Annotated in this window: 17 protein-coding genes; all 17 read left to right on the plus strand. The window is 71.8% G+C overall.

Annotation, left to right across the window (positions count from 1 at the left end; translation table 11 throughout):
* A partial coding sequence (locus OGL89_RS11360; RefSeq protein ID WP_263120234.1) for a type II secretion system protein occupies window positions 1–443 on the plus strand: 443 nt, incomplete at its 5' end.
* 50 nt (window positions 444–493) lie between these two features.
* The gene (locus tag OGL89_RS11365) at window positions 494–1,066 is read left to right on the plus strand and encodes a hypothetical protein (protein ID WP_263120235.1); all 573 of its coding nucleotides are present in this window, start codon (window positions 494–496) and stop codon (window positions 1,064–1,066) included.
* Window positions 1,057–2,730, plus strand: coding sequence for a hypothetical protein (locus tag OGL89_RS11370; protein WP_263120236.1), 1,674 nt, complete (start codon window positions 1,057–1,059; stop codon window positions 2,728–2,730). Before OGL89_RS11365 ends, OGL89_RS11370 begins: the two co-directional genes overlap by 10 nt.
* Before the next feature lie 7 nt (window positions 2,731–2,737).
* On the plus strand, window positions 2,738–3,520 hold the full coding sequence (locus tag OGL89_RS11375) for an A24 family peptidase (RefSeq protein WP_263120237.1): 783 nt from the start codon (window positions 2,738–2,740) through the stop codon (window positions 3,518–3,520).
* Between the two features lie 103 nt (window positions 3,521–3,623).
* On the plus strand, window positions 3,624–4,667 hold the full coding sequence (gene pilM / locus OGL89_RS11380) for a type IV pilus assembly protein PilM (RefSeq protein ID WP_263120240.1): 1,044 nt from the start codon (window positions 3,624–3,626) through the stop codon (window positions 4,665–4,667).
* On the plus strand, window positions 4,664–5,365 hold the full coding sequence (locus tag OGL89_RS11385; protein WP_263120241.1) for a fimbrial assembly protein: 702 nt from the start codon (window positions 4,664–4,666) through the stop codon (window positions 5,363–5,365). Before pilM ends, OGL89_RS11385 begins: the two co-directional genes overlap by 4 nt.
* Window positions 5,365–6,183 carry a hypothetical protein gene (locus OGL89_RS11390; protein ID WP_263120243.1) on the plus strand — a complete coding sequence of 273 codons (819 nt, stop codon included), beginning with the start codon at window positions 5,365–5,367 and terminating at the stop codon, window positions 6,181–6,183. The genes OGL89_RS11385 and OGL89_RS11390 overlap by 1 nt, the downstream gene beginning before the upstream one ends.
* A gap of 83 nt (window positions 6,184–6,266) precedes the next feature.
* Window positions 6,267–7,466 (plus strand): chorismate synthase, encoded by a 1,200-nt coding sequence (aroC, locus tag OGL89_RS11395; RefSeq protein WP_263120245.1) that lies wholly within the window; start codon window positions 6,267–6,269, stop codon window positions 7,464–7,466.
* Window positions 7,463–7,987 (plus strand): shikimate kinase, encoded by a 525-nt coding sequence (locus OGL89_RS11400; RefSeq protein WP_263120246.1) that lies wholly within the window; start codon window positions 7,463–7,465, stop codon window positions 7,985–7,987. Before aroC ends, OGL89_RS11400 begins: the two co-directional genes overlap by 4 nt.
* Complete coding sequence (gene aroB / locus OGL89_RS11405) at window positions 7,984–9,102, plus strand: 3-dehydroquinate synthase (RefSeq protein ID WP_263120247.1); 1,119 nt, start codon at window positions 7,984–7,986, stop codon at window positions 9,100–9,102. The genes OGL89_RS11400 and aroB overlap by 4 nt, the downstream gene beginning before the upstream one ends.
* An 82-nt stretch (window positions 9,103–9,184) precedes the next feature.
* Window positions 9,185–9,853, plus strand: coding sequence for a SatD family protein (locus OGL89_RS11410; protein ID WP_263120249.1), 669 nt, complete (start codon window positions 9,185–9,187; stop codon window positions 9,851–9,853).
* The gene (locus OGL89_RS11415) at window positions 9,850–10,353 is read left to right on the plus strand and encodes a hypothetical protein (RefSeq protein WP_263120250.1); all 504 of its coding nucleotides are present in this window, start codon (window positions 9,850–9,852) and stop codon (window positions 10,351–10,353) included. The genes OGL89_RS11410 and OGL89_RS11415 overlap by 4 nt, the downstream gene beginning before the upstream one ends.
* 116 nt (window positions 10,354–10,469) lie before the next feature.
* Entirely contained in the window at window positions 10,470–11,033 is a 564-nt protein-coding gene (gene efp / locus OGL89_RS11420) for an elongation factor P (protein WP_263120251.1), read from the plus strand.
* Window position 11,034: 1 nt separating this feature from the next.
* Window positions 11,035–11,451, plus strand: a complete 417-nt coding sequence (gene nusB, locus OGL89_RS11425) for a transcription antitermination factor NusB (RefSeq protein ID WP_263120252.1) — start codon at window positions 11,035–11,037, stop codon at window positions 11,449–11,451.
* 167 nt (window positions 11,452–11,618) lie between these two features.
* On the plus strand, window positions 11,619–12,197 hold the full coding sequence (gene pyrR / locus OGL89_RS11430; protein WP_263120253.1) for a bifunctional pyr operon transcriptional regulator/uracil phosphoribosyltransferase PyrR: 579 nt from the start codon (window positions 11,619–11,621) through the stop codon (window positions 12,195–12,197).
* Complete coding sequence (locus OGL89_RS11435; RefSeq protein ID WP_263120254.1) at window positions 12,197–13,225, plus strand: aspartate carbamoyltransferase catalytic subunit; 1,029 nt, start codon at window positions 12,197–12,199, stop codon at window positions 13,223–13,225. Before pyrR ends, OGL89_RS11435 begins: the two co-directional genes overlap by 1 nt.
* Window positions 13,222–14,553 (plus strand): dihydroorotase, encoded by a 1,332-nt coding sequence (locus OGL89_RS11440; RefSeq protein WP_263120256.1) that lies wholly within the window; start codon window positions 13,222–13,224, stop codon window positions 14,551–14,553. The genes OGL89_RS11435 and OGL89_RS11440 overlap by 4 nt, the downstream gene beginning before the upstream one ends.
* The last annotated feature ends 1 nt before the right edge of the window (window position 14,554 follow it).

Genomic DNA, 14,554 nt, shown 5'->3' on the forward strand with positions numbered 1-14,554 from the left:
CGGCTCCCGGCCCGCGCCACACGGCGCGGCGACCGGTCGACGCCGGCGTCGGCATCATCGAGATCCTGGTGGCGATGACGATCTTCGGCCTGATGATGGCCGCGGTGACCCCGCTCCTGATGCGGTCGATCACGACCACCGCCCGCGCGGCGCAGCTCGCCACCGCGAGCCAGATCGCGAACCAGCAGCTGGAGCGGGCCCGGTCCGCGGCCACCGACTGCACACAGCTGAAGGCCCATCTGCTGGCGTCCTCGGCGGCCGCGCAGTCCGAGGTGCACGACTCCCGCGGCATCACCTACGCGGTCACGGAGTCCCCGGCCGCCTCGGTGGTCTGCCCGGATGCCGACGGCCTGATCTCCTACACGGTCACGGTGACGGCGCAGACCCGGACCGCGCACCCGGTGACATCGAGCATCACCACCGAGATCTGGGTGGGGAAGTGAATCGACTGCGTCGGCTCGTCCGTCCACCCGACCGTCCGGGCGACGCGGGGATGTCGTTGGCCGAGCTGCTGGCGTACATGGTGCTCTCCGGCATCATGCTGTCGATCGTCGGCACCCTGCTGGTGACCACGCTCACCACCCAACGCGACGTGCGGGATCAGGCCACGGCGTCCTCGGCGGCCCAGGTGGTGCTGGCCGACATGGAGAACACGCTGCGCAACGCGGTCGCAGTGCAGACCCCGTCGGCCTTCAACGGCAGCATGCTGATCGTGAAGACCCGAGTCGGGGACCAGGACGTCGAGAGCTCGTTCCAGTGCCGCGCCTGGTACTGGAACGCGGGCACCGGCGCGATCCTGACCACGCGTGGTGCGCCGGGGCCGTCCGCGGTCACGAAGGGCCTGAGCACCGGCTCGGACTTCTCGGACTGGAACGTCGCCCTGGCCGGAGTCCGTCAGTCGACGGCCACCGGCTCGCCGCTGGTGATCTTCTCCTCGGAGGGCACCACGGGGGCACGCATCCGGTTCGAGGTCCTCGACGGCGAGGACGGCTCCAGCCTGACCATCACCTCTGCGGCGATCCCGCGTGCGCAGGGGCCCAACACCGGGAGTGCGGCATGTTTCTGAGGAACCGGATCCGCGTTCTCCGGTCGCGGGATGACCGGGGGTCGGCCCTGATCACGGTGATCGCGATCACCGCGGTGGTCGCGATCGTGACCACCACCATGGTGGCGACGGTCACCTTCGCCAGCGGGACCAGCGCGGAGGCACGCGGCGAGGTGCAGGCGCAGGCGACCGCCGAGGACGCGATCGATTCCATGCTCTCCCAGATGTCGACCTACAGCTACGGCACCGAGGGATCGTTCCCCTGCTCCATGGGCTACCAGGAGATCACCAGCGCCGGTTCCGCCGAAGCGACGGTGACGCTGCGCTACCGCTCGCAGGGTTCGTCCGCCTTGGTCTGCCCGGTGCCGTCCTCGCTGGAGATCGTCGAGGCCGAGATGACGGCGGTGTCCACTGTGGACGTGCCGACCGCCAACGGGATGCGCACCGCCACCAAGACCGTGAAGCAGCGCCTGACCGTGGACGACTCGCCCGAGACCGGCTCGCTGTTCGACTACGGCGTGTTCTCCAACGGGGACCTCACCATCACCAATGACTTCAAGGTCAACGGCGGAGGCGTGCACACCAACGGCTCCTTCGCCTGTTCGGTCGCGGGCACCATCGTCGGTCCGGTGACCGCGGTGAAGAATGTGTCGCTGACCAACAGCTGCCAAACCAAGGACATCCGGGCGGGTGGGACGTTCGAGTGCTCCTCCGGTCCGACCGTCACCGGCGACGTGACGGCCGCAGGCACCGGGACGACGTCGATCACGAACTCGTGCACCATCTCGGGCTCACTCACCGCGGCCGGCCCGATCAGCGTCAGCACCACCACCCCGAGGGTCGGCGGGAATCTGATCTCCTCCGGCAGTTCGATCACTTTCGGCAACACCGGCAAGATCGTGACCGGCTACGGCCGTGCGGGGACGACGATCAAGGCATCGGACGGCGGATCTCTGAGCAGCATCTTCACCGGAGGCTCGACGCAGGGATCGCCGTCGGCCGCCCCGTCGGTTCCCGAGTCGCAGACCATGCCCGCGATCACCTGGGCCGACCTCACCCCGACCGGGACCACGGTCAAGAGCTTCAAGAGTTGGTTGCAGGAGAACGCCGTCCGCAACGGCGCACCTGACTGGACCGATCCGTACAAGGGGACGACCTGCACCGCCGACCGGGCGAACTACTCGCTCAACGGCGATCTGATCAGCCCCGACGTCGCCACCGTGATGGATGCCCGGGACTGCGCGGTCACCCTCCAGGGCAGCGGCGGGCCACTCACGATCACGTTGAAGAACGACCTCACCATCGTCGCCAAGTCGCTGAGCACCAACAACGGTGTCCGGGTGTCCTCGGTCAAGGCCGGGACCGACGCCAAGCTGCGGATCATCGTCCCGTTGGCCGCCGGGGTCGCCACGTGCTCGGCGGCGGCGACCAGCAGCGGTGACATCGCCTTCGCGAACTCGGTGCTGTTCGACTCCAACGTCGACACGATGCTCTACACCAACGGCACGATCTCCCTGACCAACGACACGACCATCGACGGATCGGTCTACGGCTGCAAGACCAACGTCTCGGTCCGCACCACGATCACGTACAAGGACATGACACCCCCGGGAATGCCGAGTCCGAACTCCGGGCACTACACCTGGGACGAGGTCGCCCGGTACAACCTCTACCCGGGCTCTTGATCCGCCGATGCTCATCGTGATCGGTGTGATCCTCGGTCTGGCGATCGGGTCCTTCCTCAATGTCGTCGTGTGGCGGGTGCCGCGTGGCGAGTCCGTGGCGCATCCGCCGAGTGCCTGCCCGCGCTGCGGTCATCGGATCCGGGCCAGGGACAACGTCCCGGTGCTCTCCTGGCTGGTCCTGCGCGGGAGATGCCGGGACTGCGGGAACCCGATCAGTCTCCGGTACCCGCTGGTCGAAGCCGGGACCGGGGTGGCCTTCGGTCTGGTGGCGTGGTGGCTGGGCTGGTCCTGGGCGGTTCCCGCGTTCTGGTACCTGGCTGCGGTGTCGATCGCCCTGACGCTGATCGACCTGGACGTGCGCCGACTCCCGGATGCGATCGTGCTGCCGTCCTGGGTCGTGGGCCTGGTGCTGTTGACGTTGGCCGCCTGGAATCCCGGTGGCGATCCCGCATGGTGGTCGCTGGTGCGCGCGATGCTCGGCGCCCTTGCGATGGGAGCCAGCTACTTCCTGATCCTGTTCGCGTATCCGCAGGGGATGGGCTTCGGCGACGTGAAGCTCGCCGTCCTGCTCGGGCTCTACCTGGGCTGGGTCGGCTGGTCCGCCGTCGTGATCGGTTGGTTCGCGGGCTTCCTGATCGGTGGGCTGATCGGTGTCGTCATGCTGTTGACCAGGCGAGCAGGCCGCCGGAGCAAGCTGGCCTTCGGGCCGTGGATGCTCGTCGGCGGCTGGGTCGGCCTGGCCGCCGGACCGTCACTGGCGGGCGTCTACCTGGGTCTGGCCGGGCTGTAGGCCGGTCGGCTTCTCACCTGCGAGTCCTCTCAAGAACCACCCCTCCCCGGCCGATCAGCCTGGAGGAACTGACCACGTGCTCGCTCGATCGGAAGGACCTGGTGTGGGCTCTGCTCATGTGATCGGACTGGACATCGGTTCGACCGCTGTCCGTGCCGCCGAACTGGAGTTCGCCTCGTCGAGGTCCGGCCGGGCCGCGACCCTGGTGCGCTACGGACAGGTGCCCTTGCCGGCCGGTGCGGTGCGCGACGGCGAGGTGGTCGAGCAGCAGACCGTGGGCACCGCTCTGCGTCAGCTGTGGTCACTGGGGAAGTTCGCCTCGAAGGACGTGGTTGTGGGTGTCGGCAACCAGCGGGTCGTGGTGCGCGAGCTGGAGCTGCCGTGGGCGCCCCTGCCGCAGCTGAGATCGTCGCTGCCGTTCCAGGTGCAGGAGATGCTCCCGGTCTCGGTCGACGACACGCTCTTGGACTACCTGCCCACTGATGAGGTCGACGGCCCGCAGGGGCGCATGGTCCGTGGTCTGCTGATCGCCGCACCGCGCGACACCGTGGCCACCAACCTGCTCGCGGTCGAGGCCGCCGGACTGCGTCCGACGATGGTCGACCTCAATGGATTCGCCCTGGTGCGTGCGCTCTGCCGATCCGGGGAGCCGGGCCGGATCGCGGCCTATGTGGAGGTCGGCGCGCGGGTCACCACGGTGGTGGTCGCACGGGGGACCACCCCGCGTCTGGTGCGGGTGCTGCCGATGGGCGGCCAGCAGATCACGGATCGGATCGCCGGGACGCTCGGCGTGAGCCAGCCCGAGGCGGAGCAGGCCAAGCGGGAGGTCGGGCTGGAGGGCCAGGGTGCCGTGCAGGCCGCGATCACCGAGGTCACCCGCACCCTGGTCGAGGCGGTCCGGAACACCTTCGTGTACTACCAGGCGAACCACCCGGGGCAGGGGATCGACGTCGTGGTGCTGTCCGGCGGTGGTGTGCACCTGCCGGGCTTCGGGCAGTACCTGTCGAGCGCCAGCCGGTTGCCCGCGGTGCTCGGGGACGCCCTCCAGGGGATCAAGCTCGGCAAGTCACTGCCGCAGGGCGCGATGCGTGGACTCGAATCGCTGGTGGCGATGCCGACCGGCCTGGCCTACGGGGTGGCGGCATGACGCAGACGACCGAACGCGGCGTCGGCAAGCAGGGCACCGGCAAGAAGGCAGGCAACTCGCTGGTCGTCGCGGGTGCGCTGCCCCAGGTCAATCTGCTGCCCGAGAGCATCCGGGCGGTCCGCCGGCTGCGGGACGCCCGCGGGTGGTTCGGCCTGGCCGTGCTGGTGTCTCTCGTACTGGTGGCAGTCGCCTGGTTCGGCGGCACGCTCCTGGTCGGTCAGGCGCAGGACGAGAAGACGGCCGAAGAACAACGGACCACCGAGCTGCTCGCGGACAAGGCTCAGTACGCCGAGGTGACGCCGGTGCTGGCCGAGATGCAGCGGGTCAGGGCCGGTCTGGAGCTGGCGTCCGGGGTCGAGGTCCTCTGGTCCGACTACACCGGTGCGATCTCCGCGGTGCTGCCGGAGGGGATGCAGCTCCAGACCCTGAGCATGCAGCCGGTCGGCGACGGCGAGGGCGCGGTGCTGCCCGACGACCCGCTGGTCACCCCGGGGCTCTACCAGCTGACGTTCGAGGCTCGTGCCGCCGATGCGCCGAGCGCCGCCGCGATGATCGACCAGCTGAACTCGGTGCCCGGGTTCTCCGACGCGCGGGTCACGGTCGTCGACCGCCAGATCGAGGGCTACTACTCCGTGGTCGGGACCGTTCAGGTCACCCAAGCCGCGGCGTCCCTGCGCTTCACCGAGGAGACCGACTGATGGCCGCGTCCATGAAGACCTGGATCGCCGGCACCGCCGGACTCTGCGTGGTCGTGCTCGGGCTGGGCGGATTCGTCCTGGTGAAGCCTCAGCTCGACGAGGCCTCCCGGCTGGAGGACGAGACCTCTCAGCTGGCGCTCTCCAACGATGCGCTGGAGGCCGAGGTCGGTGTGCTCCGTGAGCAGTTCGCCTCCATCGACGACTTCCGCGCGGAGCTCGCCGCCGATCGCCTCAAGGTGCCCGACGACGCCGACCTTGCCGCGCTGCTGCGGGAGATCGATGCCCAGGCCACCGCCCATGGGGTCGCGCTGATCACCTCCTCACCGCAGGAGGCGGCGACGTACCAGCTGGAGGAGGACGAGCCCACCACCGAGGCGACCGCGGAAGCCACCGCTGAGGCGGACGATTCCGACCCCGCTCCCTCCCCGTCTCCGAGCAGCGCGACCCCCGCGGGTTCGGTCGCCGATGCTCTGACCGCGGTGCTGCAGTCGGTCGACGGCATGTACGTGATCCCCGTGACCGTGGACGTGGTGGGCGACTGGGCGAACATCCAGTCGTTCATCGAGGGCCTGCAGCAGGACACTCAGCGGTACTTCCTGCTCGGCACCTTCACGATGACCCGGTTGGAGACCGCGGCGGCCGGCAAGCTTCCCGCGACCACGGCCGGCCAGATCGAGGCCGCGATGGAGGTCGGTGCCTTCGTGCTCACTCCCGCTGACGACGTCGTGTCCCAGGGCGAGGACGTGGACGGCGGCGGCGCGCTGCCCGCCGACCCGGGCCAGAACCCGTTCGACAACGGAGTGACCGCAGGCGGTTGACCCACCCCGCCCCACCCTGCGCCCCGGCCCACCACGTGGACCGGGGCGCAGCGTCGTCCCCCGGCCGTGAAAGGATCGACCCCATGCTGCGTTGGTTGACGTCCGGTGAATCGCACGGTCCCGCTCTGGTGGGTGTGCTGGAGGGCCTCCCGGCCGGGGTGCAGGTCACCACGGCCGACGTGCAGGCGGCGCTGGCCCGGCGGCGGCTCGGCTACGGCCGCGGCGCCCGGATGTCCTTCGAGCAGGACGAGGTGCGGATCCTGGCGGGTCTGCGGCACGGGATCAGCCAGGGCGGTCCGCTGGCGGTCGAGATCGGCAACACCGAGTGGCCCAAGTGGGTCGACGTGATGGCGGCGGACCCGGTGGACGACCCGGAGCTGCTGAACCGGGCCCGGAACGCGCCGCTGACCCGGCCGCGTCCGGGGCACGCGGACCTGGTGGGCATGCGCAAGTACGGGTTCGACGACGCGCGTCCGGTGCTGGAGCGGGCGTCGGCGCGGGAGACCGCGACCCGGGTGGCCCTGGGTCTGGTGGCGGCGAAGTTCCTGGAGCAGGCCGCGGGGATCCGGCTGGTGTCGCACGTGGTCGGGATCGGGCCGGTGGCGGTGCCGGAGGAGCGCGCGGACACCGTGCTGCCCACGCCGGACGACGCCGCGGCGCTGGACGCGGACCCGGTGCGGTGCTTCGACCCGGAGACCTCGGCGGCGATGGTCGCGGAGATCGACGCCTGTCACAAGGACGGCGACACCCTGGGCGGGGTGGTCGAGGTGCTGGCCTACGGTCTGCCCAGCGGGCTCGGGTCCTACACCCACGCGGACCGGCGGCTGGACTCGCGGCTGGCGGGCGTGCTGATGGGCATCCAGGCGATCAAGGGCGTCGAGGTCGGCGACGGCTTCCGTACCGCGACCCGCCGGGGCTCGCAGGCGCACGACGAGATCGAGCGGGACGCCGAGGGCCGGATCCGGCGTCGGTCGAACCGGGCCGGTGGCCTGGAGGGCGGCATGACCAACGGCGAGATCCTCAAGGTCCGGGCGGCGATGAAGCCGATCTCCACGGTGCCGCGCGCCCTGGACACGATCGACACCGCCAGCGGCGAGTCCGCCAAGGCCCAGCACCAGCGTTCGGACGTGTGCGCGGTGCCGCCGGCCGCGGTGGTCGCGGAGGCGATGGTGGCCCTGGTGCTGGCGGACGCGCTGCTGGAGAAGACCGGTGGCGACTCGGTGCCGGAGGTGCGCCGCAACCTGGACGCCTACCTGGCGTCGATCCCCGAGCTGTTGCGGTGAGTGCCCGGCTGGTCTTGATCGGTGCGCCCGGTGCCGGGAAGAGCACCGTGGGTGCGCTGCTGGCCGAGCGCCTGGGGGTCGGCTTCCGGGACACCGACGCGGATGTCGCGGTGGCGGCGGGCAAGTCGGTGGCGGAGGTGTTCGTCGAGGACGGCGAGTCCGCGTTCCGGGAACGGGAGCGCACCGCGGCGCTGACCGCGCTGGCCGAGCACGACGGCGTCCTGGCGCTGGGCGGGGGAGCCGTGCTGGACGCGGGGGTCCGGGACGCGCTGGTCCGCTACGTCGACGAGGGTGGATCCGTCGTGCTCCTGGAGGTCACGCTGGCTTCCGCGGCCGGCCGGGTCGGATTCAACCAGCCGCGGTCGATGGCGCTGGGCAACCCGCGGTCGCAGTGGCAGGCGCTGCTGGAGCAGCGACGTCCGGTGTATCAGGAACTGGCCACGCACACCGTCCCGACCGACCGGGTCACACCGGAGCAGGTCGTGGACCGGATCGTGGCCTCGGGGGAGGAGTCCGCATGACCCGTCGTGTCGAGGTCTCGGGGGAGCAGCCGTATCCGGTGCTGATCGGACGGCACCTGCTCGGCGAGCTGCCGGCCCTGCTGGGCGAGGACGTCCGCAAGGTCCTGGTGATCCACCCCGCCGCCCTGGCGACCACCGCCGAGGCGATGCGGGAGGACCTGGTGGCGCACGGCTACCAGGCGCTGCTGGCCGAGGTGCCCGACGCCGAGCCCGCCAAGTCCGCCCAGGTGGCGTCGTTCTGCTGGCAGGTGCTCGGCCAGGCCGACTTCACCCGCAGCGACGCGGTCGTCGGTCTGGGCGGCGGCGCGACCACCGACCTGGCCGGGTTCGTCGCGTCCACCTGGCTGCGCGGGGTGAAGGTGGTGCACGTCCCGACGACGCTGCTGGCGATGGTCGACGCCGCGGTGGGCGGGAAGACCGGCATCAACACCGTCGAGGGCAAGAACCTGGTCGGCACCTTCCACGCCCCGGCCGGGGTGCTGTGCGACCTGGCGGCGCTGGAGAGCATGCCGCGCTACGACTACGTCGCCGGACTGGGCGAGGTCGTCAAGTGCGGGTTCATCGCCGACCCGGCGATCCTGGACCTGGTGGAGCAGCACGGCGCGGAGATCACCGATCCGGTGACCGCGGCAGCGTCGCCGGTGCTGGCCGAGCTGGTCGAGCGGTCGGTGGCGGTCAAGGCGCGGGTGGTCGGCCAGGACCTGCGGGAGGCCGGGCTGCGGGAGATCCTCAACTACGGGCACACCCTGGGCCACGCGATCGAGCACGTGGAGCGCTACTCGTGGCGGCACGGCGCCGCGGTGTCGGTCGGCATGGTGTTCGCCGCCGAGCTGGCGCGGCTCGCCGGCCGGCTGGACGACGCGGTGGTGGCCCGGCACCGGTCGATCCTGACCGGGCTCGGTCTGCCGGTCGCCTACCGCGGCGACCGCTGGGAGCAGCTGTCCGCGGCGATGCGCCGGGACAAGAAGACCCGGGGTGATCTGCTGCGGTTCGTGGTGCTGGACGACATCGCCCGGCCCGCCCGGCTGGAGGGTCCGGACCCGTCGCTGCTGGTGGCGGCGTACGCCGAGATCTCCGAGGGCGTGTCGACACCGCGGGGGCTCTCGCTGGGCTGATCGTACAAGCCTCACGGGTTGTAGTCGCGTTTACAAGGCTGCAATATTGTACGAAACTCCGCCAGGCTCTACCGTGGATGTCATGTGGACCGTGACGGTGGACCAGGAGGGCAGTCGACGCGTCGGCGACCGGGTGGAACTGCTGCTCGCCGACCTGCGTCGTGACTCGCCCCTGGTCGGCGCGGCGCCGGGCGCGGTGGTGCTGCCCTTCGACCGCACGGTCGGCGACGAGGTCCAGGCCGTCCTCGGCGACCCCGATCTGGTCGTGGCCGTCGCGCTGCACCTGATCAGGATCGGCGGGTGGAGCGTCGGGATCGGCGCCGGGACGGTCGACGGTCCGCTGCCCGCCACGTCGCGCGCGGGATCGGGCACGGCGTTCATCCATGCCCGGGCCGCGGTCGAGGCCGCGAAGTCCCGGCTGCGTGGCGTCCCGTTGGCCGTCCGCGGGCCGCGGGCCGACCTCGCCGCGGAGGCGGAGGGGGTGCTGACCCTGCTCGGATCCGTCGTGGCCCGGCGGACCGCGGACGGCTGGTCGGTGGTCGACCGGCTCTCCGGTGCCGGCGCCGCGGGTGCGCGCCAGCAGGACGTCGCGGCGGAGCTCGGGATCAGTCAGCAGGCGGTCAGCGCCCGGCTGCGCGCCGCGCTCTGGTCGGAGGAGCTCGCCGCCCGCCCCGCCGCGGCGCGCCTGCTCCGGCTGGCCGGGGCGGACGACGACGATGGGGGCTCCGAGGACGAGGGGGCCGACGCGTGACGCCGCTGTGGACGACTGTCACGGTGCTGCTGGCACTGGCCGTGAGCGGCGCGCTCGGCTGGGTCGCGGCCGCCGGGGTCCTGCGCCTGGCCGACCGGACGCCTGGACCCGAGGGGCCGGGGACACCCGAGGGACCGGCGACACCCGGGGCGCCGGAGGCACCCGAGGCAGCGGCGCCCACGCCTGCCGCGGAGCCGGGTGACCCGGACATCCGTCGGCGACGCGCCGGTGACGGACCGGACGGCGACCGGGCCCGCGCCCGGCTGCGGGGCGGCACCTGGATCGGCGTGCTGGAGCGGCTGGCGGTGACCGGCACCTTGCTGGCGGGCGAACCCGGCGGCGTGGCCGTGGTGGTGGCGATCAAGGGACTGGGCCGGTACCCGGAACTGCGCGGCGGCGACGACGCGGGGGTGTCCGAGCGGTTCGTGATCGGGACGCTCGCCTCCCTCGTCTGGTCCGGGGCGGTCGGCGTGCTCGGCAGGTGGCTGCTGACCCGGTGAGGGTCGGCCTCGCGCGACCGACCGGTCCCGCACGCTAAGATCGTCGGCGGCCCAGCCCCGTCCCGAGCGGACTCGCGTGGTGGGGCGAGACGAGACCCCCGACAGGAAGCAGTGACGTGGCGACGACGAACGACCTCAAGAACGGCACCGTGCTGAAGATCGACGGCCAGCTCTGGACGGTCATCGAGTTCCAGCACGTCAAGCCGGGCAAGGGCGGCGCGTTCGTCCGCACCAAGCTGAAGAACGTGCTCTCCGGCAAGGTCGTGGACCGCACGTTCAACGCCGGCCTGAAGATCGAGACCGCCAATGTCGACAAGCGCGACATGCAGTACCTGTACCAGGACGGCGACGACTTCGTCTTCATGGACACCGACACCTACGACCAGATGACCATCCCCGCCGCCACCGTCGGCGACGCCTCGAACTTCATGCTCGAGGGGCAGATGGCCCTGGTCGCCACGAACGAGGGCAGCCCGCTGTACGTGGAGCTGCCGCCGTCGGTCGTCCTGATGATCACCTACACCGAGCCCGGCCTGCAGGGCGACCGCTCCACCGGCGGCACCAAGCCCGCCACGCTGGAGACCGGCTACCAGATCCAGGTGCCGCTGTTCATCGAGGGCGACACCAAGGTCAAGGTCGACACCCGCGACGGCTCCTACCTGGGCCGCGTGAACGACTGACGTGGGAGCTCGCACCAAGGCCCGCAAGCGCGCGCTGGACGTCCTCTTCGAGGCCGAGCAGCGACGCGTCGACCCGATGACCCTGCTCGCCGAGCGGATCGTCGAGCCCGGCACCGAGGCGGCGCTGCCGCAGTACTCGGTGGAGCTGGTCGAGGGCGTCTGCGCCCGGCGGGACCGGATCGACGAGGTGCTGGCGACCCACTCGCACGGCTGGACGCTGGACCGGATGCCCGCGGTCGACCGGGTGCTGCTGCGCCTGGGCACCTGGGAGATCCTGTTCAACGAGGACGTGCCGGACGCGGTCGCCGTGGACGAGGCGGTGGAGCTGGCCCGCGGGCTGTCCACCGACGAGAGCCCCTCGTTCGTGAACGGGCTGCTCGGCCGGGTCGTGGACCTGAAGCCGACGCTGCTGGGCTGAACTGAACCGCCGCCGGAGCCCCGGGTGCCGTGAGGTGCCCGGGGCTCCGGAGTGTCCGATCTCACGCCGGGCCGGCGCGCGGGTCCGTCACCGGTCCGGGGTAGGGTTCCCCTCTGACAGGCAGTTCCTTTAACACCGTCCAGTGAGGCGGGGAAGGAGTGGCCCGGATGAGCTCCGGCACAGGTGTGCCCGGCGGCGGTGGTGGGTCCACCGTGGTGCTGGGTGAGCAGGACGTGGCACGCGCACTGACGCGCATCGCGCACGAGATCCTGGAACGCAACAGGGGCGGCGCCGACGTCGTCGTCCTCGGCATCCCGACCCGGGGTGTCCCGCTGGCCCAGCGTCTGGCCGAGCGGCTGGCCGCGGTCGAGCCCGGCATCGAGGCGGCGCGGATCGTCGGTGCGCTGGACGTGACGATGTACCGGGACGACCTGGCACAGCACCCCACCCGCGCGATCGGCAGGACGGTCGAGCCCGCCGCGGGCATCGACGGCAAGGTCGTCGTGCTGGTGGACGACGTGCTGTTCTCGGGTCGGACCATCCGCGCGGCGCTGGACGCCATCAACGACCTGGGCCGGCCCCGGGCGGTGCAGCTGGCGGTGCTGGTGGACCGCGGGCACCGGGAGCTGCCGATCCGGGCGGACTACGTGGGCAAGAACCTGCCGACCTCGACCTCCGAGCGGGTCCGGGTGCTGGTGGCGGAGGCCGATGGGTCCGACGCGGTCGTGATCGAGGGGGGCGCGTGATGCGGCACCTGCTGAGCACTGCCGACCTGGACACCGCCGCCGCGGTGCGGGTGCTGGACACCGCGAGCCAGATGGCCGCGACCCAGGGCCGCCAGATCAAGAAGCTGCCGACGCTGCGCGGGCGCACCGTGGTGAACCTGTTCTTCGAGGACAGCACCCGGACCCGGATCTCCTTCGAGACCGCCGCCAAGCGGCTGAGCGCCGACGTGATCAACTTCGCCGCCAAGGGTTCCAGTGTCTCCAAGGGCGAGTCGCTGAAGGACACCGCCCTCACCCTGGAGGCGATGGGCGCGGACGCGATCGTGATCCGGCACCAGGCCTCGGGCGCGCCGCACACCCTGGCGCACGCGGGCTGGACCAACGCCGCGGTGCTGAACGCCGGCGACGGCACGCACCAGCACCCGACCCAGGCTCTGCTGGACGCGTTCACGATCCGGCGGCACCTGCGGGGGACCGCCGCCGATCCGGACGGGGTGGGCGCGGATCTCAGCGGGCTGCACGTCGCGGTGGTCGGGGACGTGCTGCACTCCCGGGTGGCGCGGTCGAACGTCGACCTGCTGCACACGTTGGGCGCGCGGGTCACCCTGGTCGCGCCGCCGACCCTGCTGCCGGTCGGGATCGAGCCCTGGCCGTGCGCGGTGTCCTACCACCTGGACGAGGTCCTGGCCGAGGAGCCGGATGCGGTGATGATGCTCCGGGTGCAGCGCGAACGGATGTCGACGGCGGGTGGCGGGTTCTTCCCCGGTCCGCTGGAGTACACCCGGTTGTACGGCCTGGACGCGCGCCGACTGGCGATGCTGCCGGAGCACGCGATCGTGATGCACCCCGGCCCGATGAACCGCGGGCTGGAGATCAGTGCCGACGCCGCGGACTCGCCGCGTTCGGTGATCGTGGAACAGGTGGCGAACGGGGTGGCGGTGCGGATGGCGGCGCTCTACCTGCTGCTGGCGGGCGACGGCGACGTTCCCGGCACGACCCCGACCACCGGCGGTGTCCCCGCCCTGACCAGCCCGGAGGCCACCCGATGACCACGTACCTGATCACGGACGCCGCGCCGCTGGGCGACGGCCGCGCCGACCTGCTGCTGGCGGACGGGGTGATCGCCGCGATGGGCGCCGACGCCCGCCGCACCGCCCCGGAGGACGCGGTCACGATCGACGCCGCCGGTCTGGTGCTGCTGCCGGGCCTGGTGGACCTGCACACCCACCTGCGCGAGCCGGGCCGGGAGGACGCCGAGACCATCGCGTCCGGCACCCGGGCGGCCGCGGTGGGCGGCTTCACCTCGGTGCACGCGATGGCGAACACCACCCCGGTACAGGACACCGCGGGCGTGGTGGAGCAGGTCTGGCGCCTCGGCCGCGAGGCGGGCTGGGTGGACGTGCACCCGGTCGGCGCGGTGAGCGTCGGCCTGGCCGGCGAGCAGCTGGCCGAGCTGGGGGCGATGGCCGACTCGGCCGCCACGGTCCGGGTGTTCTCCGACGACGGCACGTGCGTGCACGACCCGGTGCTGATGCGCCGGGCGCTGGAGTACGTGAAGGCCTTCGACGGGGTGGTGGCGCAGCACGCGCAGGAACCCCGGCTGACCGAGGGCGCGCAGATGCACGAGGGCGCCGTGTCGGCGGAGATCGGCCTGCAGGGCTGGCCCGCGGTGGCGGAGGAGGCGATCATCGCGCGTGACGTGCTGCTCGCCGAGCACGTCGGTTCCCGGCTGCACGTGTGCCACCTGTCGACGGCGGGTTCGGTGGAGATCGTCCGCTGGGCCAAGTCGCGCGGCATCGACGTCACCGCCGAGGTGACCCCGCACCACCTGCTGCTCACCGACGACCTGGCCCGGGGCTACGACCCGGTGTACAAGGTGAACCCGCCGCTGCGCACCCAGGCGGATGTGGACGCGGTGCGCGACGGGCTGGCCGACGGGACGATCGACATCGTCGGCACCGACCACGCCCCGCACACCCGCGAGGACAAGGACTGCGAGTGGGCGGCGGCCGCCTTCGGGATGACCGGTCTGGAGACCGCGCTGTCCGTGGTGCAGCTGACCATGGTGGACACCGGGCGGCTGACCTGGGCGGACGTCGCCCGGGTGCTGTCCCGGACGCCCGCGCGGATCGGCCGGGTCCCGGACCAGGGGCGGCCGATCGCGGTGGGGGAGCCGGCCAACCTGGTCCTGGTCGACCCGGCCGCGACCCGGACCGTGGTGCCGGAGCAGCAGGCCACCGCGTCGACCAACTCGCCGATGCGCGGCCGGGAGCTCCCCGGCCGGGTGGTCGCGACCTTCCTGCGCGGCCGGGCCACCGTGCTGGACGGGGTCCCGCAGGACGACCCGGTCGCCCCGCGCTACGCGGAGGGACGCTGAG

It is taken from the genome of Cellulomonas sp. RIT-PI-Y (assembly GCF_025642745.1).
Lineage (GTDB): Bacteria > Actinomycetota > Actinomycetes > Actinomycetales > Cellulomonadaceae > Cellulomonas.